The sequence below is a fragment of the Rhodanobacter sp. T12-5 genome (assembly GCF_008329435.1).
Classification (GTDB): domain Bacteria; phylum Pseudomonadota; class Gammaproteobacteria; order Xanthomonadales; family Rhodanobacteraceae; genus Rhodanobacter.
In genome coordinates, this window is the sequence record NZ_NPKN01000005.1 from 135,689 (window position 1) to 151,457 (window position 15,769).

The 15,769-nt window shown below is 66.6% G+C and carries 16 protein-coding genes and 1 riboswitch; of the genes, 9 read left to right on the forward strand and 7 right to left on the reverse strand.

From position 1 onward, the window contains the following. Nucleotides 1–9 precede the first annotated feature (9 nt). Nucleotides 10–85, reverse strand: a riboswitch (S-adenosyl-L-homocysteine riboswitch). A 138-nt stretch (nucleotides 86–223) separates the two neighbouring features. After that, nucleotides 224–571 (reverse strand): NIPSNAP family protein, encoded by a 348-nt coding sequence (locus CIW53_RS11710; RefSeq protein ID WP_149364905.1) that lies wholly within the window; start codon nucleotides 569–571, stop codon nucleotides 224–226. A 133-nt stretch (nucleotides 572–704) separates the two neighbouring features. On the opposite strand from CIW53_RS11710, the gene CIW53_RS11715 reads away from it, so the two are divergent. The 4 genes from CIW53_RS11715 to CIW53_RS11730 all read left to right on the forward strand — a co-directional run bounded on the left by CIW53_RS11715 (nucleotide 705) and on the right by CIW53_RS11730 (nucleotide 6,908). After that, nucleotides 705–2,033: an amino acid permease gene (locus tag CIW53_RS11715; protein ID WP_149364906.1), complete on the forward strand. Its 1,329-nt coding sequence runs from the start codon at nucleotides 705–707 to the stop codon at nucleotides 2,031–2,033. Between the two features lie 119 nt (nucleotides 2,034–2,152). Beyond that, nucleotides 2,153–4,291, forward strand: coding sequence for a beta-agarase (locus tag CIW53_RS11720; protein WP_149364907.1), 2,139 nt, complete (start codon nucleotides 2,153–2,155; stop codon nucleotides 4,289–4,291). A gap of 129 nt (nucleotides 4,292–4,420) precedes the next feature. Next, nucleotides 4,421–6,226, forward strand: a complete 1,806-nt coding sequence (locus CIW53_RS11725; RefSeq protein WP_149364908.1) for a CocE/NonD family hydrolase — start codon at nucleotides 4,421–4,423, stop codon at nucleotides 6,224–6,226. A 253-nt stretch (nucleotides 6,227–6,479) separates the two neighbouring features. Further along, a complete protein-coding gene (locus tag CIW53_RS11730) occupies nucleotides 6,480–6,908 on the forward strand; it encodes a hypothetical protein (RefSeq protein WP_149364909.1) in 429 nt (142 codons plus the stop codon). Nucleotides 6,909–6,955: 47 nt separating this feature from the next. On the opposite strand, the gene CIW53_RS11735 is transcribed toward CIW53_RS11730, so the two are convergent. The 3 genes from CIW53_RS11735 to CIW53_RS11745 form a co-directional block, all read right to left on the reverse strand. Further along, complete coding sequence (locus CIW53_RS11735) at nucleotides 6,956–7,363, reverse strand: hypothetical protein (protein ID WP_149364910.1); 408 nt, start codon at nucleotides 7,361–7,363, stop codon at nucleotides 6,956–6,958. Continuing rightward, nucleotides 7,360–7,830, reverse strand: coding sequence for an Mpo1-like protein (locus CIW53_RS11740; protein ID WP_149364911.1), 471 nt, complete (start codon nucleotides 7,828–7,830; stop codon nucleotides 7,360–7,362). The genes CIW53_RS11735 and CIW53_RS11740 overlap by 4 nt, the downstream gene beginning before the upstream one ends. 173 nt (nucleotides 7,831–8,003) lie before the next feature. Next, nucleotides 8,004–8,900: a phosphoribosylaminoimidazolesuccinocarboxamide synthase gene (locus CIW53_RS11745; protein WP_149364912.1), complete on the reverse strand. Its 897-nt coding sequence runs from the start codon at nucleotides 8,898–8,900 to the stop codon at nucleotides 8,004–8,006. Nucleotides 8,901–9,027: 127 nt separating this feature from the next. Between CIW53_RS11745 and CIW53_RS11750 the strand changes: the two genes are divergently transcribed. The 3 genes from CIW53_RS11750 (at nucleotide 9,028) to rpe (ending at nucleotide 10,933) form a co-directional block, all read left to right on the forward strand. Then, nucleotides 9,028–9,345, forward strand: coding sequence for a c-type cytochrome (locus CIW53_RS11750; protein ID WP_149364913.1), 318 nt, complete (start codon nucleotides 9,028–9,030; stop codon nucleotides 9,343–9,345). Continuing rightward, nucleotides 9,342–10,160 (forward strand): co-chaperone DjlA, encoded by an 819-nt coding sequence (djlA, locus tag CIW53_RS11755; RefSeq protein WP_149364914.1) that lies wholly within the window; start codon nucleotides 9,342–9,344, stop codon nucleotides 10,158–10,160. Before CIW53_RS11750 ends, djlA begins: the two co-directional genes overlap by 4 nt. Before the next feature lie 104 nt (nucleotides 10,161–10,264). Continuing rightward, nucleotides 10,265–10,933, forward strand: coding sequence for a ribulose-phosphate 3-epimerase (rpe, locus tag CIW53_RS11760; RefSeq protein ID WP_149364915.1), 669 nt, complete (start codon nucleotides 10,265–10,267; stop codon nucleotides 10,931–10,933). A gap of 362 nt (nucleotides 10,934–11,295) precedes the next feature. Here rpe and CIW53_RS11765 read toward each other — a convergent pair whose 3' ends face one another. The 3 genes from CIW53_RS11765 to CIW53_RS18080 form a co-directional block, all read right to left on the reverse strand. Next, nucleotides 11,296–11,880, reverse strand: coding sequence for a class GN sortase (locus CIW53_RS11765; protein WP_197736652.1), 585 nt, complete (start codon nucleotides 11,878–11,880; stop codon nucleotides 11,296–11,298). Further along, nucleotides 11,877–13,793 carry a marine proteobacterial sortase target protein gene (locus CIW53_RS11770; RefSeq protein WP_172969651.1) on the reverse strand — a complete coding sequence of 639 codons (1,917 nt, stop codon included), beginning with the start codon at nucleotides 13,791–13,793 and terminating at the stop codon, nucleotides 11,877–11,879. Before CIW53_RS11770 ends, CIW53_RS11765 begins: the two co-directional genes overlap by 4 nt. Nucleotides 13,794–14,035: 242 nt before the next feature. Next, nucleotides 14,036–14,167, reverse strand: a complete 132-nt coding sequence (locus tag CIW53_RS18080; RefSeq protein ID WP_277949635.1) for a hypothetical protein — start codon at nucleotides 14,165–14,167, stop codon at nucleotides 14,036–14,038. Between the two features lie 306 nt (nucleotides 14,168–14,473). On the opposite strand from CIW53_RS18080, the gene pdsR reads away from it, so the two are divergent. Both pdsR and CIW53_RS11780 read left to right on the forward strand, forming a co-directional pair. Next, nucleotides 14,474–15,163: a proteobacterial dedicated sortase system response regulator gene (gene pdsR / locus CIW53_RS11775; RefSeq protein ID WP_149364917.1), complete on the forward strand. Its 690-nt coding sequence runs from the start codon at nucleotides 14,474–14,476 to the stop codon at nucleotides 15,161–15,163. Nucleotides 15,164–15,177: 14 nt separating this feature from the next. Further along, the gene (locus CIW53_RS11780) at nucleotides 15,178–15,759 is read left to right on the forward strand and encodes a hypothetical protein (RefSeq protein WP_149365045.1); all 582 of its coding nucleotides are present in this window, start codon (nucleotides 15,178–15,180) and stop codon (nucleotides 15,757–15,759) included. Nucleotides 15,760–15,769: the final 10 nt, after the last annotated feature.

The window sequence follows — 15,769 nt, forward strand, 5'->3', positions numbered from 1 at the left end:
CCTCCAATAGCGGAAAGGGCGCCCTTGCAACGGATTCGCGTACCGAGCGTGGCGGACGGCGTCCGCTGCAGCACCCCTCGATAGCGATGGCGACGGCATGGCCGCCGCACCGGAAGCGGCAGCGCATCGCGCCGCCGGCGACAGTCTTCCGGTGCAGCCGCTGCTTGTCAATTTGCAGGATGGTTGCGACCGATCTCTACGCGAGGCCTCCAGTCGTGCCGGGTCATGCGGCGGATCCCCCGGAGTGCGCAGGAAGGCCGAGCGTACCGGTGACGCCCTCCACGAAAGTCCGCTCCTCACGATGGATGAAGCGTCCGGCCTGGGCCATGGCGAAGTTCGCGCGGGCCTCCGGATCGGTCTTGAGGCGCGTACGGTAGGTCTCGTAGGCGGCAAGGCTGTCGAATGCGATCAGGCCCCACGCCACATTGTTGGTGCCTTCGTGCGGCAGAAAGTAGCCGAGCAGCTCGCCACCGCAGCGGGGAATGACGCGACCCCAGTTCTCGGCGTAGGTCTGGAAGGCGGCGCGCTGGAAAGGGTCGATCTCGTAGCGAATGAAGCAGGCGATGGTCATGGATGAAGGTCGCGAGTGGAGGTCCGCGCACCGTAATGGAGCCGCCGTGGTCGACGCTTCGGTCGACGGCGAAGCATGGCCCATGCCACACGGGACTGGTGGAAACCGCATCGACAATGGCAAGGTAGCCGCCATGCTTACCGAACCCGCCAATGCCTATGCCCGCCGCCTGAACACCTGGGACGCCGCGATGATCGTCATCGGCGGCGTGATCGGGGCGGGCATCTTCCTTACGCCGGCGACGGTGGCGCGGCATACCTCGTCGGGCAGCGAGGTGCTGATCCTGTGGGTGATCGGCGGCCTGCTTACCCTCGCCGGGGTGCTGTGCTACGCCGAGCTTGGCGCGCGCCGGCCGCAGGCGGGCGGCATCTATGTGTATCTGCGCGAGGCGTTCGGCCTGCTGCCGGCCTTCCTGTTCGGCTGGACCATGGCGTTGATCAACTACCCCGGCAGCGTGGCGGCGGTGGCCACGATGTTCGCCGATTATTTCTGCGCGGCGATCGGCGCACCATTGCTGTACGTGAAACCGGTGGCGGTGGGTGCGATCGTGTTCATCGTCGGCATCAACCTGTTCGGCATCCGCGCCGGCGCCTGGATGCAGAACATCTTCACCGTGCTGAAACTGGCTGCGATCGCCTTGCTGGTGGTGGCCGGGCTGGTGCTGGCGCATGGCCATCTCGGCTTGGCGTTGCTGCCCGAAGCCGACCATCCGGCGTCGTCGTGGGCGTTTGCCGGCGCCTTGCTGCCGGTGCTGTTCACCTACGGCGGCTTCCATTATCTCAACGACCTCGCCGGCGAAGTGCGCAACCCGCAGCGCACTTTGCCGCGCGCGCTGGGCATGGGCATGCTGGGTGTGGTGATCTGCTACGTGCTGGCCAATTACGCCTACCTGGCCGGGCTCGGCCATGCCGGTCTCGCCGCCAGCCAGGCGCCGGCGGCGGACCTGATGCGGCGGCTGTTCGGCGAGAACGGCGCCACCGTGATGGCGATCGGCATCGCCTGTTCCACCTTCGGTTACTGCAGCATCGCCATCGCCGGCGGCGCCCGCGTGCTGCAGACGATGGGCGCCGATGGCGTGTTCTTCCGTGCCGCCGGCCGCGTCGATCCGCGCACGCGCGCACCCCAGATCGCGCTGGCCCTGCTCGGCGCGTGGGCGGTGGTGCTGACCCTGTCCGGCAGCTTCAACCAGCTGCTCAACTACACCACGGTGGGCGAGTGGCTGGGCCACGTGTTCGGCATCGGCACGCTGTTCTGGTATCGCAAGCACTTCATCGACGAGCCGGCGCCCTACCAGGTGCCGTTCTACCCGTTGCTGCCGCTGATCTTCACGATCACCGTGTTCGGCGTGATCGTGGCCAGCGCGATCCATGCGCCCGGCGATGCGGGCATGAGCCTGGTGATCATTGCGCTGGGCGTGCCGGTGTACTACGGCTGGCAATGGTGGACGCGCAGCCGCTCCTGACTTTTTTGCGGGAGCGGCTGCAGCCGCGATGCCTTTGCGCACGGTGAAGCAATGGGTGGAGGGCGTCGCGGCTGAAGCCGCTCCCACAGGTTTCGACTTGACGCGGAGGTTGCCTGGCGATGAAGCGTCGTGCATGGATCGTGCTGTGCCTGTGCGGGCTGGGCGCCTGCCATGCCGGCACGCCCGGTGTGGCGGATCTGGCCAATGCCGGCGCGGGGACCCACATCACCCTCGATCACGTGCAGCGCGTGGGTGCCGTCGAGCGCGCCAGCGACGGCGTGGTGCAGCAGCGCTACGCGTTCCAGCCGGCGGCACACCCGCAGATCGTGATTGCGCCAGCCGATGGGGCATGGGACTGGTCGGGGCAGGGCGAACTGCACATGCGCGTGCAGAACGCGATGCCGTGGGCGGTGACGCTCGCGGTGGAGATCGAAGACGCGACGGGGCAGCGATTGCAGGCGACGGTCGGCGTGCCGGCCGGGCCGGCGCAGACGGTGGTGATCCCGCTGCGCGCCGAGTCGCCACGCAGCGAGGGCATGCAGTCCGGACCGCCGATGCCGTTCGACGATCACGGCCGGTTGATCCTGCTGGCGACCACGGTACAAGGCGCACTGGACCTGCAACGGGTCAGCGCGATCCGGATCGCCGTGCCTGCGCCGCAGGCCGCGCAGACCTTGCTGTTTGGCCGGGTCGATACGGTGCCGGGCGAGGCCGGTTTGCGCGCGGCGTACACCGGCATCGTCGACCGTTACGGCCAGTTCACCCGCAGCCGGTGGCCGGAGAAAATCGCTACCGATGACGCGTTGCGCGCCGCGCATGTGCGTGAGCCATCGGTACCGGTGAAGGTGGTCGGGCAGGACGAATATGGTGGACGTCCGGACGTCCGGAATCTGCACAAGACCCATTGGTTCCACACGCAGAGGGTGGATGGCCGCTGGCGGCTGGTGACACCCGACGGCCATGCGTTCTTCTCGCTCGGCGTCAACGCCGTGAACGCCGACGGTGGCCGCAGCTATGTCGAGGGCCGCGAATTCATGTTCACCGGCCTGCCAGCGGACAGTGGCGAGTGGGCGGTGTTTTACGGCAGTGGCGACAACCGCAGCAAGGACCAGGCGGCCAGCCAGGGCATCGGCTACAACCACGGCCGCTGGTTCGATTTCTACGCGGCCAATCTGTATCGCCTCGACGGCAAGGATTGGCCAGGCGCGTGGCGTGCACGCACGCTGGACCGGTTGCAGGCGTGGGGTTTCAACACCATCGGCAACTGGAGCGACCCCGCCTTGGGCCGGGCCCATCGCCTGCCGTATACGCGTTCGATCAACATCGCCGGCAACTACGCCAACGTGGCTACTGGCTTCGATTGGTGGGGCCGCATGCCCGACCCGTTCGATCCGCGCTTCGTGCAGGCCACGGAAGCGGCGGTGGCGAAGGCGAGTGCGGGCGTGCGCGACGATCCCTGGCTGCTCGGCTACTTCGCCGACAACGAACTGGCGTGGGCCGGCACCGGCCCGCAAGGCCGCTGGGGTCTCGCGCTCGGCACGCTGGCCGGCGACGCGAAAAGCCCGGCCAAGCAGGCCTTCATTGCGATGTTGCGCAAGCAGTACGTGGCGCCGGAAACGCTGTCCGCGGCCTGGGGCATCGCGTTGGGTTCATGGCGTGCGCTGGACGCCACCGGTTTCGCCGCGCCCGCGCCGGACGAGGCACACCCGGCGATCGCGAACGACTACCGCGCCTGGCTGCGGCTGTATGCCGACACCTATTTCCGCACCGTTGCCGACGCGATCCATCGGCACGATCCGCACCACCTGTTCCTCGGCGGCCGCTTCGCCGTCAATACGCCCGAAGCCGTCGCCGCCTGCGCCAGGTACTGCGACGTGGTCAGCTTCAACGTCTACGCCGACCTGCCGCAGCACGGCTTCGACGTCGCCGCGATGCATGCGCTTGACAAGCCGGTGCTGATCAGCGAATTCCACTTCGGCTCCGACGATCGCGGCCCGTTCGGCAAGGGCGTGGTGTCGGTGTGGAACGAGTCACAGCGCGGCGAGGCCTATGCGCGCTTCGTCGCCGCCGCGGTCGCCAATCCCGACGTCGTGGGCGTGCACTGGTTCCAGTACGTCGACCAGCCGGTGACAGGGCGCTTGCTCGATGGCGAGAACAGCCATATCGGACTGGTGGGGATCACCGATATTCCGTTTGGCGGCTTTGTCGAGGCGGTGCGCGTGGAGAATCGGAAGGCGATGCAGTCGGTAGCGCGTTGACCGCCGTCCCGAAAAGGTCGGACGTGGCCAAGCTATATTGCAGCCTCGCCGATTCCGGCCTCCGGAGCGAGGCGACAGTGATGATCGTTCATCGTCGGCGCGAAGTGTCATCTTGAAAAGGGGACATCGATGAATACTGGCTGGAAACTCCTTGTCGGCATGCTGATCGCGACCTCCCTCGCGTGCCCGATTGCTCCCGCCGCGGTGGCGCCATCCGCCTCCGCCGATATGGGCGAGAACGTGACCGTCGACCTGCACCGCATGATCCCGATGCGCGATGGCGTGAAATTGGCTGCGACGATCTGGAAGCCGGCGGACGTGCGCGAACCGTTGCCCGTGGTACTGGTGATGACGCCGTACATCTCCGATGAAACCCAGCAGCGCGCGGTGAAGTTCGCGGAAAACGGCTACGTTTACGTCAGCGTGGACGTGCGTGGTCGCGGCACTTCGCAGGGCAAGTTCACGCCGCTGTACGGCAACGGACCCGACGGCGCCGACGTCATCGCGTGGCTGGCGGCGCAGCCCTGGTGCGACGGCCGCGTGGTCACGCGCGGCGGCTCCTATCGAGGCATGGATCAATGGCAGATCATCGCGCAACATCCGCCGCACCTGGCCGCGGCGGTGCCGACGGCGGCGGTCTATCCGGGCTGGGATTTTCCGCAGCCGAAAGGCATCTTCCTGAGCTACATGGCACGGTGGCTGGCGTATACCAGCGGCCATACGGGCAACGACAACCTGTTCGGGGACGACAAGTATTGGCAGACGCGTTTTGTGCGTGCCTACGAGTCCGGCCAACCGTTCCATGAACTGGCCGACCTTGCCGGAACCAACCGCGACGCGTTCCTGGAGTGGCTCGCGCATCCTGCCTACGACAGCTACTGGGCGGCGTTCAATCCGAAGCCTGCGGATTATGCGTCCGTCGACATTCCGATCCTCACCATCACGGGTTACTTCGATGGCGACCAGCGCGGCGCGTTGCGTTATTACCGCGAATTCATGGCCAATGCATCGGCCAAGGCCAAGTCCCGTTTCTATCTGTTGATCGGCCCATGGGACCATCCGGGCACGCGCGCGCCGCAGGAGAAACTGGGTGGCCTGACGTTCCCGAAGAACTCGGTGCTGGACATCGACCAGTTGCATATCGACTTCTTCAACTGGGTGCTCAAGGCCGGCAAGCGGCCGGCCATGCTGAGCGATCGCGTCAACTATTACGTCATGGGTGCCGGCGAGTGGCGTCACGCGGCATCGTTGAAGGACCTGTCGACGCATACCCTGCGGCTGTACCTGAGCTCCCCCGACGGTCCGGCCAGCGACGTGTTTCATTCCGGCTACCTCGCCGAATCGGCCCCGGCGAAGCAATCGCCGGACACGTTCCGCAGCGCGCCGCTGGCGTTGGAACCGGCCGATGAGCTGCTCAAGCGCCCGGACGACAATGACCTGACCGATGCTTCGACGGCGTTCAAGGCCGAACGGCTCGTCTACCAGAGCGAAGCGATCGATGCGCCCATGACGATCGCCGGTGTCATGGATCTGGTCGCCCATGTCTCGCTCGACGTTCCCGACACGGACATCGGCTGCGAGATCGAGGCGCTGTTGCCGCAGGGCCGCACCATCGTGCTCGGCCAGGACTTCGTGCGGGCCCGGTTTCGCAGCGACTTGTCCACGGAGAAGCCAGTCACCCCGGGTGCCATCGAATCCTATAGGTTCGACGGCTTCGGATTCACGGTCAGGGAATTGCCGAAAGGTACCCGCCTGCGCGTCGTCCTGGCGCCGATCAACACGCCGTCCTTGCAGAAGAACTACAACAGTGGCGGTCGCATCGGTTACGAAACAGCGGACACGGCGCGGACCGCGCTGGTCTCGGTTCACCTGGACCCGAAACATCCCAGTTACCTGGAGTTGCCGCTGGCGCCGGAATCGGGCGCGGCAAAATAGCCGCACGGTGACACGATCGCCGGGGCGTCAAGGTTTCAGAAGCCAACGACCGGCCTCGTTTCATGCACGGCCGATGCGCCACGCAAAGGTCGCGCCTCCACCGGGCTGATGATGGGTACACACCCCGTGCTGGCCGAGGGAGGCATCCTGCCGGGGCCGGAGGAATCGGTTAGGCTGGCGCCACCGCCAGGGGAGGGGTGGTGGCATGGGGATGCCGCCGGGCGGTTTTCCTTTCACCGAGTCAGGGGGATTTATGGGTACTTCTTCGTGGGCCGCGCTGGCCGGCATGGGTCTGGTCGGGATCCTGGTGATGGTCGTCGTGGGCATCCTGCTTGCGGCACTGGTGCTGAGCGTGTCGTTCCGCCTGGTGGTCGGCTACATGCCGTCCTACCTGCGCGCGGTGGGAGCGCTGGTGCTGACCTGGATCGCGGTGGTCGTAGCGATGGCAGTCGTGGGCATGGTGACGCAGGGAGCCGTCGGCGGACTGTTGTCGATGATCGTGAATTTCCTGGTCGGCGCTGCCATGGTGAACTATCTGCTGCTGGCGCAGGACGGCAGCCAGATCGGCTACGGCAAGGCTTGCACGGTGCAACTGGTCTACAGCGTGATCGCTATCGTGCTGGGGGTGATCTTCTTCGCCGTCATGGCGGTGCTCTTCGGCGGCATGCTGACGCACGTGTGACCCAGCGGAGGGGTGAACGCTTCACCCCTCCGCGTGGCCAGCATTGTTCAGGCCAGGCTGGTAGCGACGCCGAAGCCGATCGCCATGATCACCGCCACCGCCATGCAGGCGCTGCCGGGGCGAATGCGGCGGGCGTCGATGCGTGGCACCAGCCGCCACAGCAGGATGCTGCCGACCAGCATGTCCAGCACCAGCATCCAGCGCAGCAGGCCGGAACTCAGCAGCGCGCCATAGGGCGGATGCAGATGACCTTCGTAGGCGGCCACGCCGACGACGAGCAGCATGCCGAGCATCGTCCACAGCAGGCAGGCGAGATAGATGCGATTGAACACCACCGCGCAGCGTTCGGTCCAGCGCAGCACCGACCAGCCGATCAGGGCGAACACCAGCGCAGCCATGCTGCTGTACAACACCCACCACAGCAGGCTGCTGATCACGGTAAGCAGAGTGGTCATATGACTTGCTTGAATCCCAGTCCGCGCAGCAGCTTGGCCATCAGCCATGCCGGGCCGATCAGCAGATAGGCCAGGTCGGTGAGAAAGCTCGGTTTGCGTCCCTCGAACTTGTGGCCGATGAACTGGCCGATCCAGGCGACCACGAAGACGCCGATGGCCAGGTAGCAAAGCTGGGCGACACCGAGCCGCGAGTACAGGAAGTTGGTGAGCAGGCCGAGCAGGGCGAACGCGATCAGCAGCGCGACGGCCAGCCGGTGCGAGTGCTTCCAGTACCAGTAGAACGCCAGCACCATCACCAGCACCGCCCACGAGCCGGGGCGCAGCTGGCTGACAGGCACCGGGATCGCCCACAACAGCGCGATCACCGACCACACGATCGGCGGCACGCAAAACCAGTGGAACAACCGGTTGGTCGGGTTCTGGTGGTCGCCGCTGTAACTGTCGAGCCAGCTCTGCATGTCGCGCATCGGGGCAACTCCGGGTTGGGTATGGTCCTGCTGGCATCCGGCCTGAATATATCCCGATCCGTTCGGGCTGAGCGTAGCGCCGAAGGCGCGAAGTCGACGCCTCGCGCGATGCGCTTCGACTCCGCCGCTGCGCTCAGCGCGAACGGGGAAGGGTGTTCGTCCGAAAACGGTATTCAGTCGAGCTTGATACCGGCCAGGCGCTGCAGCGCCTCGGCATACTTGGCGGCGGTGCGGGCGATCACCTCGTCCGGGATCGCCGGACCGGGCGCGGTCTTGTTCCAGTCCTGCGTCTCCAGCCAGTCGCGCACGAACTGCTTGTCGTAGCTGGGCGGGCTGATGCCGATGCGGTATTCGTCGGCCGGCCAGAAGCGCGAGGAGTCCGGCGTCAGCATCTCGTCCATCACGTACAGCTTGCCGTTCGCGTCGGTGCCGAACTCGAACTTGGTGTCGGCGATGATGATGCCGCGTTCGGCCGCATAGGCGGCTGCCCACTGGTAGATCGCCAGCGTCGCGTCGCGCACCTTGCCGGCCAGTTCGGCGCCGACCGCATCGACCACGACGTCGTAGCTGACGTTCTGGTCGTGGTCGCCGACGGCGGCCTTGGTCGATGGCGTGAAGATCGGCGCGGGCAATTGTTGCGCCTGCTTGAGCCCGGCCGGCAGCGCGATGCCGCACAGCGAACCGCTCGCCTGATAGTCCTTCCAGCCCGAGCCGATCAGGTAGCCGCGGGCGATCGCTTCCACCGGCACCGGCTTCAGGCGCCGCGCGACCACCGTACGCTTCGCGTACAGCGCCAGGTCGGTGCCTGGCGGCAGCACTTCGGCCAGCGGTACGTCGAGCAGGTGATTCGGCACCAGGTGCGCGGTCTTGCCGAACCAGAAATTGGACATCTGCGTGAGCATTTCGCCCTTGCCCGGGATCGGGTTCGGCAGCACCACGTCGAATGCCGAGAGGCGATCGGTGGCGACCATCAGCAGCCGGTCGTCGTCCAGCGCGTAGACATCGCGTACCTTGCCGCGGTGGATCAGTTCGAGGCCGGGCAGGTTCGATTGCGGCAAGGTGGTGGGCACGGCGGCGGGTTCCACGGATGGGGAAGCCGTCTATTGTAGCCGCTGCGGCCGGGGTGCCGGAAACGCGGGAGCGAGGGAATTCAGGCGGACTGCTAGAATTGGCGACCTTTAGCCCCATCTGTTGCCGATGCGTATTTCACTGATCGCGGCCGCCTGTCTTGCCGCTGCCATCCCGACACATGTCCGTGGACAGTCTGCTGCGCCGGCTCGGCTCGGGCTTTGCGCGGCCTGTCACGGTACCCACGGCCAGGCCGGCATGCCCGGCGTGCCGAATCTGGCCGGCCAGCGGCTGGACTATCTGCGCGATGCCCTCAAGCAGTATCGCGACGGCCGCCGCAATGTGCCGGTGATGCGCGCTGCGATCGGCCCGGTCAGCGACGCCGACCTCGACGCACTGGCGCGCTGGTACAGCGTCCAATCGCCGCAGCCGCAGGATCATCCATGAGTTTTTCCTACACGCTGTGGTTCGCCTTTTTCGGGCTGATCATCGGCCACCTGCCCGGTGCGATCACCGGCGCGGTGATCGGGTTTGTTTTCGACAACCTGCGCTACAGCCAGCGCAAGCGCGCGATTCCGGAAGCCGGCGGCTTCGTCGGCCCGTTGTTCACCCTGCTCGGCGCGGTGGCGAAATCCGATGGCCGCGTGTCGGAGCAGGAGATCGCGGTAGCCGAGCGCCTGATGACGCGGATGAATCTGAGCGCGGAGTTGCGCAAGCAGGCGGTGGCCAGTTTCAACGTCGGCAAGCAGCCCGAGTTCGATGTCACGCAGACCATTACCGCCCTGCGCAACTGGGTGGGCCTGCGCCGCGACCATGCCTTTCCGGTGCTCGACGTGGTGATCGAGACGGTGCTGGCCGAAGGCAACCCGTCGCCGGAGAAGATGTCGATCCTGCGCCAGCTGGCCTTTGCGCTGCGCATCAGCGACATGGAGTTGATGGCCCTGATGGCGATGAAGGGTTACGCGTGGAACGCCGGCGGCCCGCGCGGCCACGGTCATGGCCACGCGCATGGTTCGACCGGTTCGGGCGGCTACGTGCCGCCGCAGCGCTCGGCGCAGGGGCCGGACCCGTACGCGGTGCTCGGCATCGATCGCAACGCGGACGATCGCGCGATCAAGCGCGCGTATCGCAAGCTGATTTCCGAACACCACCCCGACCGCCTCGGCGACCTGCCCGAGGACATGCGCAAGCGCGCCGAGGCGCGCGCCAGCGATATCAACGCTGCGTACGACCGGATCAAGGAAATGCGCGGGTTCAAGTAGGCATTAGACTGTGGAGCGGCTTCAACCGCGATGCCCTTGTCTGCACCAAAGGCATCGCGGCTGAAGCCGCTCCCACAAAGACACCCGATCCGGTTGGCACTCAAATGACCAAGCAATCCCCCATCATCGCCCCATCCATCCTCGCCGCCGACTTCGCGCGGCTCGGCGAGGACACCGCCGCGGTGCTTGCCGCCGGCGCCGACTGGGTGCATTTCGACGTGATGGACAACCATTACGTGCCGAACCTCACGATCGGCCCGATGGTGCTGCAGTCGCTGCGCAAATACGGCATCACGGCGCCGGTGGACGTGCACCTGATGGTCAGACCGGTCGACCGCATCGTGCCGGACTTCGCCAAGGCCGGCGCCAGCCTGATCAGTTTCCATCCGGAAGCGAGCGAGCATATCGACCGCACGTTGGGGCTGATCAGGGATTCCGGCTGCCAGGCCGGGCTGGTGTTCAACCCGGCCACGCCACTGGATTACCTCGACTACGTGATGGACAAGCTCGACCTGATCCTGATCATGTCGGTGAACCCCGGTTTCGGTGGCCAGAAGTTCATCCCCGGCACGCTGGACAAGCTGCGCCAGGCGCGCGCACGGATCGAGGCGAGCGGCCGCGCGATCCGCCTTGAAGTGGACGGCGGCGTCACTGCCGACAACATCGGCGCGATCGCCGCTGCCGGCGCCGATACGTTCGTGGCCGGTTCGGCGATCTTCCACGCGAAGGATTACGGTGCCGAGATCGCCGCCATGCGCAAGGCGATCGATTGAGGATGTGCGCTGCCATGCGCAAGGCGATCGATTGAGGATGTGCGCCGCCATGCGCAAGGCGATCGGCTGAGGACCCCTCAAAGCCCGTCATCCCTGCGAAGGCAGGGATCGCGTCTCCAGCCGGCTGAAATGCACGACAAGCCGGCAAAGACTCTTCGACGCTTCCATAAAAAACCCGGCGCAGTTGCGCCGGGTAAACGTCGTCGGAATGACGTGAGAGGAAACACCAGTGATTGGCTGTGCCGATGCGATCGCTGCAGAGGGAGGGGTCAACCATCGCACCGGCACGTTCCACGGCAATGGAACCGGTGCCAATCACAAGTTCTGACCGGGGCGCTCCGGGTTGGTTCCCGCCGGTTCGATCATCCGCTGCCGCCGTTCAGGCGGCGCGCCTGGACCACGTAGCGCAACGGCCCGCCGGGCACGATCGCGTCGAACGGATAACAGGTGACCAGCCACAGCCCGTCCATCGCGTCGGCAGCGGGCAGGCCGTGCTGGCGGCTGTCGACGATGCGACTGGCTTCCACCTGGTAGTCACTGCCGCCGGCCGGGCCCTCCAGGTGCACGCGGTCGCCCGGGCGCAACGCCTTCAGAAAGCTGAACTGGGTGTCGCGGTGGGCGCTGATGACGACGAGCCCGGGCGTTCCGGGCCGTGCGCTGCCCGGCGTCCAGCCGGGGCCGAACGCCAGCGCCTGGCCGCTGGCATCGTCGAGCACGATCAAATTCCGCTTTAGCCGCGGCACGCTGAGCCGGGCCAGCGGCGCGATATCGGCCCACGGCCACGGCCGCTGCGTGCGGCGGCCGTGGTCGGAGTGCGCCCAGGCGCGCTCCAGCAGTACCTGCGCCAACGCCGCCTTGGCGTGGATCCAGCCGGCATCCAGGCCCAGTCCGGCCGCCAGCGCCAGCGCGGCGAACATCAGGTAACGCCAGCCACGCCGCCGGTTCATCGCGCCGCCCGCTGCATCCGCCAAGCCAGTGCCGCCAGCAGCAGGCCGAGCAGGGCCAGCCACCCTTCCAGTTCGGCCGGGGTGGCGGTTTGCGCGAAGTGGGTGCCGGACGGCATCACGTTGGGGATCCGTGTGTGCTTGAGCGCGGCCTCGGCGCTGCGTGCCGGCGTCGTGTCCACTGCCACCAGGCTGGTGTAGCGGCTGACCAGATGGGCGGCGAGTGCGGTGCGGGTGATTTCCCCGACCAGTTCCTCCGCGTTGCCGCCGCGGGCGAGTCGATCCTCCAGATCGGCGATGCGCGATTGAGCCCACAGCCGGTCCAGCCCCTCGGCGGGTGCCGGTGTGGACAGGTCCGCCGGTACGGTCCAGTCGCGATCGGCCAGCTTGCCGTGCACCTGCACTTTCGCGATCCGCTGCGGCAGTTTCGCGGTAACCAGCAATGGCTCGCCCAGGTACAGGTCCGGCAGCTGGCGCGGATACGCTTCGCTGCCCGCCGGCCAGTCCACGCGCAGGTCGCGCAGGGCCGGGTGGTCGAGCTTGGCCAGCAATTGCTGCATCGATGCGGCGAGCGAACCGGTATCCGCGATCACGGTTTCGCTGCCGCGGCCGTGGCGTGCCGCTGCCTGCAGGAACTGCGCGTTCGGGGCGCTGCCGATGCCGATCGGGAACAGCCGCGAATCGCCCAGTCGTTCGTCGATCAAGTGCATCAGCCCGTTCGGGTCATCGACCGCGCCATCGGTGGCGAACAGCACCTGGCGGACATAGCCGGGCGGCGCGTGGCCGCCGAGTGCAAAGCGCAGCGCCGGCTCCATCTCGGTGCCGCCACCGGCCTGCAATTGGCCCACCCACGCGCGCGCCTGCTGCAAGGCCGCGGGCGTGGCGGCCACGGCCTGTTGTTGCCATGGGTTGAGGATCGAGTTGAATTCGACCACGTTGAAACGATCGCCCGGTTGCAGCCGGCTCAACGCCAGGTCCAGTGCGGCGCGCGCCTGGCGGATCGATTCGCCGCCCATCGAGCCGGAGGTGTCGATGACCAGGATCAGTTCGCGCGGCAACCGCTGCGCCTGCTGCTGCGGCGGCAACAACATCAGCATCGCGTAGTGCGTGCCGTCGACGTCCTGGCTGAAGCTGGCCACGTTCGGCTGGGTCCGTGGCTGCGGCGTCCAGTGCAGCACGAAGTCGCGATCGGGCAGCACGCTGTCGTCGCGCAGGCGGATGTTCCACAACTTGCCCTGCCGCTCGCTGACGATCGCGTGGCTGGGGCTGGCCACGTCGGCCAGCGGCACGCCGGCATCCAGCCGCACCGCGATATGCGTGCGCAGCGGCGCCGACGCGTCGTCATCGGCAAACACCTGCGGCGCGTCGATGCCGGTATCGCCTGGCTGCGCGCCGGTTTGCATGTGGTAGCGCGGGGTGAAGGTGAGCGGGAAGCGCAGCGAGAATTCGCCGGCCTGGTAATCGATCCGCTGCCAGTAATGCAGCACGATCGTCACTGCCTCGCCCGGTGCCACGTTGGTGACAGCGGTGCGGAACAGGTTGCCGTTGTCCGCCTCGATCAACGCGGCCTTGCGCCCCTCGGTGCGGGCCTGCTCGAACACCTTGCGCGCCGCTTCCTTCGGCTTGATGTCGGCCACGATGCGGCGCTCGCCGATGTCCAGCGCCATCGAGTACACCGCCGCGCCGACGGGCAGCGGCAGCAGGTAATCGCCCTCCAGCCAGTCCTTTCCGGTGTTGCGGAACTGCTGGCGCACCTGCACCTCGGCGACCAGCCCGCTGACGTGGTATTCCACGTCGGTATCCAGGCTGGCCAGGCTTTGCATGTGGCCGGCCCGATCGTGCAGGCGCAGCTCGCCGCTGCCCGGCGTACCGGCGTGCGCGGCCATGCCGAACAGCAAACCGCAGAGCGCGAGCAAGCAACACAGTGCAGATGGGAATCGTCGTGAGGCAGGCATGGTCATTCCTTGAAGTTGAAAGGTGGCACGGTTGCATTGCCGCACGGACAGCGGCCGAAGCGCCGACGCAACGGAGCCGGGATGCGGTGCAATCGGGGCGAAACGCTGACGGCGTTTTCCATGGATGGCGCGCAAAAAAAATCCCCTCGCAAGCGAGGGGAGAACAACCACCATGTCGGAGGGAACAGGGGGCGGAGCAGGCGTTACATCGGCTGCCAATCCGGGTCGGTTTCATCCTGGCCCACGTCCGGCGCGACTCCTTTCGCGCCGAACGTGCCAGTGCCTTCCACGGCAAATGGGTTGAAACGGAATGGATGGGAAAAGAGCTTCGACATGACAGTCTCCTCAGTGGATGCCCAGCAGCAGGCCGAGCAGCAGCGCGCCCAGCGCCAAGGTCATGCGCAGGGGTTCGAAGCCTTGCAGTTCGGTGTTCGGGTCGCGTTCGGTGATTTCGGTTTTTGACATGAGCGTCTCCACGTGCGGTGCACGGTTCCCATCAAACCGGCCGCAGCGGCGCGACGACCGGCGCAATGCGGCCGGTTTGCCGCTGGCTTGTGGCAAATCGCTGGCAGTTGCACCAGGCGACTTGCGTCGGCGCGGCGCGCATAGCACGCTGCGCGCACTACAACAGGGAGCGCGCCATGGGCCGCAGCATTGCCATCGTCGAAGACGAACCGTTGATCCGCGCCAACTACGTCGAGGCGCTGAACCGTTTCGGCTACGACGCGCGTGGCTACGGCTCGCGCCAGGAAGCATCCAGCGCCTTTGCGATGAAATTGCCGGAGCTGGTGATCATCGACATCGGCCTCGGCGACGAACCGGAGGGCGGCTTCGACCTGTGCCGCGAACTGCGTGCGAAATCGTCGACGCTACCGCTGATCTTCCTCACCGCGCGCGACTCGGATTTCGACGTGATCTCCGGTCTGCGCCTGGGCGCCGACGACTACCTCAGCAAGGACACCAGCCTGCACCAGCTGGCTGCGCGCATCGCCGCGCTGTTCCGCCGGATCGAATCGCTGAAGGCACCGGCGTCCAGCGAGACGGTGATCGAGCATGGCCCGCTGAAGCTGGAGTCCGAGCGCATGCGGATCAGCTGGAACGGCGAGGAAGTGCCGCTTACCGTCACCGAGTTCTGGATGGTGCACACGCTGATCCGTTTCCCCGGCCACGTGAAGAACCGCGACCAGCTGATGCGCGAGGCGGAGCTCGTCGTCGACGACGCCACCATCACTTCGCACATCAAGCGCATCCGCAAGAAGTTCATCGCGGTGGCACCGGAATTCGACGCGATCGAAACCGTGCACGGCGTGGGCTACCGGTGGAAGCCGTGAGGTGGCGCGTGCCGATGCGCCGCGTGCTGTCGTTGCTGGCGCTGGGTGTGGTGACTACATTGGCGCAGGCAGCTACGCCGGTGGACAACACGCTGGCACGTGGCGCCCGCGACGGTGACACGCCGGCGTGGGTGATCACAGCCGCCACACCCGCCGGCTGGACACGCGACTGTTGCACCTATGCACGGGCGATCGGTGTCGACGCCGTGCTCTACCAGGGCGAGTGGAGCGGCAATCCGCAGCGGGTGATGGTACTCAACGTGTGGCCCCGCAAACTGCCGACGCTGGCTGCCGAGGTCGAGGCCGATCGCAAGCGCTACCTGCAGCACGATCCGGCCGGCAAGGTCTCCGGTTTTGCCGTGCACCATCCGGCGATGCCATGCGAGGCAACCGTGTACAGCGGCAGCGATCACGTCGATGACGTGGTGGTGTTTTGCGATCCCGGTACGGCCAGCGGCGTCCGGCTGAGCTGGTCGATGGCATTCGACGCTGCCGATCCGTCACGCCGTGCATTGCTTGGCGATTTCATGCAGGTGGTGGTGGCATCCCGATGGATGCGGGATACGTCCATGCCCGCGCGTGCGCCGGGCCGCTGATCGCCCAGCC